Source organism: Bartonella sp. MM97QHHN, assembly GCF_042194285.1.
In the GTDB taxonomy this organism is placed as follows: Bacteria; Pseudomonadota; Alphaproteobacteria; order Rhizobiales; family Rhizobiaceae; genus Bartonella.
The window spans coordinates 1-4,281 of record NZ_JBHIMS010000062.1; the positions used below are offsets into that span (position 1 = coordinate 1).

At 40.6% G+C, this 4,281-nt stretch carries 2 protein-coding genes and 2 pseudogenes; all 4 read left to right on the forward strand.

Annotated features, from left to right (window positions below):
• Positions 1 to 499: pseudogene (locus tag ACFIJW_RS03255) on the forward strand (hypothetical protein); the annotation flags it as partial.
• A gap of 24 nt (positions 500 to 523) precedes the next feature.
• Positions 524 to 1,978, forward strand: coding sequence for a hypothetical protein (locus ACFIJW_RS03260; protein WP_375633269.1), 1,455 nt, complete (start codon positions 524 to 526; stop codon positions 1,976 to 1,978).
• Positions 1,979 to 4,159: a hypothetical protein gene (locus ACFIJW_RS03265; RefSeq protein ID WP_375633270.1), complete on the forward strand. Its 2,181-nt coding sequence runs from the start codon at positions 1,979 to 1,981 to the stop codon at positions 4,157 to 4,159.
• 16 nt (positions 4,160 to 4,175) lie between these two features.
• A pseudogene (locus ACFIJW_RS03270) lies at positions 4,176 to 4,281 on the forward strand (lytic transglycosylase); the annotation flags it as partial.

A 4,281-nucleotide genomic window follows, 5' to 3' on the forward strand; every position in this document is an offset into this window, starting at 1 on the left:
TGAATTAGCTCGTATCAAGTATCGCCAGCGTGATAGAGATTTACAGCATATGATGCAAGCCAATTCGATGATTGATCAACTAAATGAAAACCGCTTAGGCATGATAGGCAACTTATTCCCCTCTTACAATAATGCCTATTCGAATATGTTGCAGGGGTCATCTGTTCTTAATGACTACAATCAACGCCTTGTTGATGCCAATCGTGAACGTTGGCTGGAACAAGACAATAGCGGCTGGAATAGGTTGAATATGCTTATGAATGCCGGTCATGGTTTTGCAAGGAATTACGGCACGACGACGAATAATCATACAATCTCTAAGATAGAGGGCAATAATCCGTGGAAAAATGTAGGGGCTATAGGTTCTTTAGCACTTCAAGCAGCACCGATGGCTTTTGGTTACATGGCAGGTGGTCCAATGGGAGCAGCGTTGGCAGGAGGAGCATCCAAGTTTTTTTTAGATTACATGAATCAAAAGAAAGCTCTGGAGAATAATTAAAGAATAGTTTTGTAGGAGAGTGTGATGGCATTTCCAATATTATTTCCATTAGCTGGGGCAGCTTTTATGGCAGCAAGAGCTGCGCCTCATGTTTTTAGGTATCTTGCTCCTAAAGCGGTTACAGGGGCGAATAGATTGGGACAATTAATAACAAAGAACCCCGTGGGGAAATTCGTAGCAAAGTATCCAAAAACCAGTGCAGTTATGGGTGTGGGGTCAGCCATTGAAAGTATGATGACACCAGAGAAAGCACAAGCCCCATCCAACCCCTATTTACAGAATAGTCTGAATCCATATGGACCATTTATGCCCTATACGGCTCCTAAAGCGGAAATGCCTCTTGGATTTGATCAACATCCACCCATGCCAAATGCACTAGAGAGTACTCCACAAGAACTAAAACCTCATATTAATGAACAAACGCAACCATTAGCACCCGCTTCCCCAACACCGACTCCTGAACTGACAGATGCAGAGAAATTTTTACAGTCCAATACTTATAAGTTTTTTCAATCAGATGCGTATCAGAAGCTCAAAGATCTTTTTGCAGGTATGGCGGAATCTTCATCAGACGGTTCTGGGTGGGATGCGCTTGCAAGTGGTGTGAAGCATCTTAATGAAGGTGATAAACGAAGAGAACAAGTCAATCAAACCGTCGAATACCTAAAATCTAAAGGTTACAGCGAAGAAGAAGCTGCTATCATGGCACGTAATCCGCAAATGCTTAGTGCGATGCTAACAGGTGGTGATAAACCTCAGTTAGATAAAGGTTATGAATGGGATCCCAATTCACAACTAGGTGAACGTAGAGCGAGACCGGTTAAGGGGTCGATGCAGGAACTTGAGTATAATCAGAAAAAACGAGACATAGAAGAGTGGGAAATAGGTAAGAGAAACACTGCTGCTGTAGCAGCAAAAGAAATTAATCATATTGTGGATACAGTTAACAATGCTCTTCAAATTATAGAGAAGAATCCCAAAAAGGCTGCTGGTAAGGTCGGTGCTTTTGCTCAGATTTTCCCCGATACTGCTGCAAAAACATTAAAAAATAAATTAAAAACGCTTGAAGGTGGTGTCTTTGTTCGAGTGATTGAAGCAATCAAAAAGCAAAGTGACGGCGGGAAATTAGGCGTTGGACCGTTATCTAATGAAGAAAGCAGGCGCATAGTAGCATCTTATGGTACTATGGACATTAGCGATAAACCAGAAGAACTATATAAAACGCTCTTAAAAATCAAAGATATGTTTGATCTTTTTAAAAAACTGAATGATGAGGAAATTTATAGGTTGTCAAATGGAATGGAAGTAAGACCGCGTCTAAAGTATTCTGCTCAATATGCTAATCAGTCGATGTCACAAGGAGGTAGTGCAAACTTGCCAACTACAATTAGCAGAGCAAATATTAAAAAACTTGCTATTGGAGAAAGAGTATCCATACCAGACGGTAACTATATATATGACATTATTAGGGATAGATAAATGGTTCATCATAATAATACTCATCAAGATTTTCCAGATTTTGGTCCTGGAATAAGAATTATACGCCGTATCCCTAAAGAGGAATACGAAACATCGGTAGAGGAACCATTTCCAGATTTTGGTCCTGGAATAAGGGTTATACGTCGTATCCCTAAAGATGAATACGAAACATCATCCCAACATCCCGAAATAAGTAGCAGTGAAGCCTTTTGGAATTCTTTAAAGCATGGATTGAGTTTTAATTTAGATGATGAGATTGCAGGGATCACAGCGGCAGGACGTGATTCTGATGATGAGTTGGCAATAAAGGCTTTTGCGAAGGGGCTTATCAACTATTGGACTGGAGATAAGAAAACCATAGAAAAATATGAGAAAGAAGCCAATAGAATACGTGATTATTATCGTAGGATGAGTGATCAACATTATTGGACTTCTTTTGCTGGAAATGCTTTAGGGTCGACAATCCCTTCACTTGCGACTTTAGGGGGAGGATTGTTAGCCTCAGGAGCACGCTTTGTAGCGCCTACACTTGCAAGGAATGTGGCGGGGTCAAAATTAGGTCAAGCCTTTTTGAAAGCAGGTCAGTTACCCCCAAGTCGATTTGCAAGTCCATTTTTAGGCATCACGAACAAAACAACATTGCCTCATTTGCTTAAAGTAGGGGCAGCATCTGGTGCATTACATGGTGCAGGAGAAGGGGAAGGGTTTGGGAATACACTTACAAGTACGTTATCTGGTGCAGGTTTAGGAGCGGGTGGGGCATTGGCTGGAAGTGCTTTAGCTCATTTAGCTGGTTATCCGGTAAGCGGAATACGAAGACTTTTTTCTCCTTCTCATACGAAAGAAGGTGTTTCAAAAGATACGTTAAGAGCAATCAGTAAACATTTAGGCAATGAAGCTTCTGAAGAGCTAGGAGAATCTTTTAAAAAAGCAGTTTCTACCGATTACGTAGCTGATCATAGTCCTTTTTTACAAGACCTTGTTTTTGATATCGCAAAAAGAAACCAAGGGGCTTATCTTGATTTAACCAAGAGAGCTGAACAGAGAGCGCTGGGAGGAGGGGAGCGTATTCATCAGGCGGCTGATAAATACTTTGTTCCTCGTCAAAATGTCACAGGTTTAAAAAATGATCTTATCGCGAGTAGGGAAGCATATACAGAACATCTTTACGAAATAGCTAAGAAGACTCCGATAGGAGAAAAATATTATGGTGCTCTTAATGAATTAATGAAGCGTCCATATTTCAAACAAGCTTATGATGAAGGACTAAAGCGGTTTATTACGGATGGCAACAACGTTAGTCCGTTTTCTTCTCAAAAATTTAGTCTCCTTAGAGAGAAACCCAACATGGGGGCTCTTCATAAGACTAAAGAGGTTATCGATTTAATGATAAGAACGGAAAAGAAACAAGGAGATAATAGCCAAGTTCGCAGTTTAGTGGGTATCAAGAAAAAATTGTTAGAGCTTATGGATGATATCTCGTCTGAATATAAGAAAGGGCGGGCATTGTATCATCAATATAGTTCACATGTAGATGCCATGGATGAAGGTTCCAAAATCCTTAGCAAGTCGGTTAATAAGGATGAATTCAGTAAAATCTTTGATGAATTACCAAAGGCACAACAAGAATACTTTAAAAAGGGCTCAAGGGCAGAACTTTTACAAGGTATGGGGCAAACAAAAGATGAAGTATCCAAGGCAAAGGAGATTTTTGGTACGAATGATCTGTATGAACGATTTGCAAAGATTTATGGAGCCGATAAAGCTTCTGCTGTTAAGAATGTTGTCAATAAAGAAGCTAATTATGCAGATTTTTATAACAGAATACCAGGTCGTGTAGCGGATGAAAAGATATCTTTTAGGCATAACGTCAATATGCCAACGGGTAAACGTGATGCAGCTGTACAATTAGCAAAAGCTGCTGGGAAGGCAGCTTGGATTCCTTTCAAAGAGGCGGCGTTTAGAGAGCGTCAACGGATTGAAAAGGATGTTGTCAAATTGTTAACAGGGGGGACACAGATTAAGAATGATCAAATTGTAGCTCTCATTCAACGCATGGTAAACGCGCATCATAAGGGATATGCGACAAAAGAATGGTTCAAAAAGCTTTCTGCTGCTTTGTTTGGAGGTGGGGGAAAAGCCTCAACGGAGGAGTTGAATTTATTGAGTGCATTTGAGTAAGGGAGGAGATTAGGCTATGACCCGTTCTAGTCCTTCTGTTAATCAAGCGATACGGCAAACGGCAGCGCGTTATGGTTTGCCAGAGAGTTATTTGTACCGTGTTGCGCAAGTGGAAAGTGGAG

Bases quoted from the DNA above. Each gene is read 5' to 3' on its own strand.
- ACFIJW_RS03265 (WP_375633270.1), top strand. From the start codon at position 1,979: ATGGTTCATCATAATAATACTCATCAAGATTTTCCAGATTTTGGTCCT.
- ACFIJW_RS03260 (WP_375633269.1), top strand. From the start codon at position 524: ATGGCATTTCCAATATTATTTCCATTAGCTGGGGCAGCTTTTATGGCA.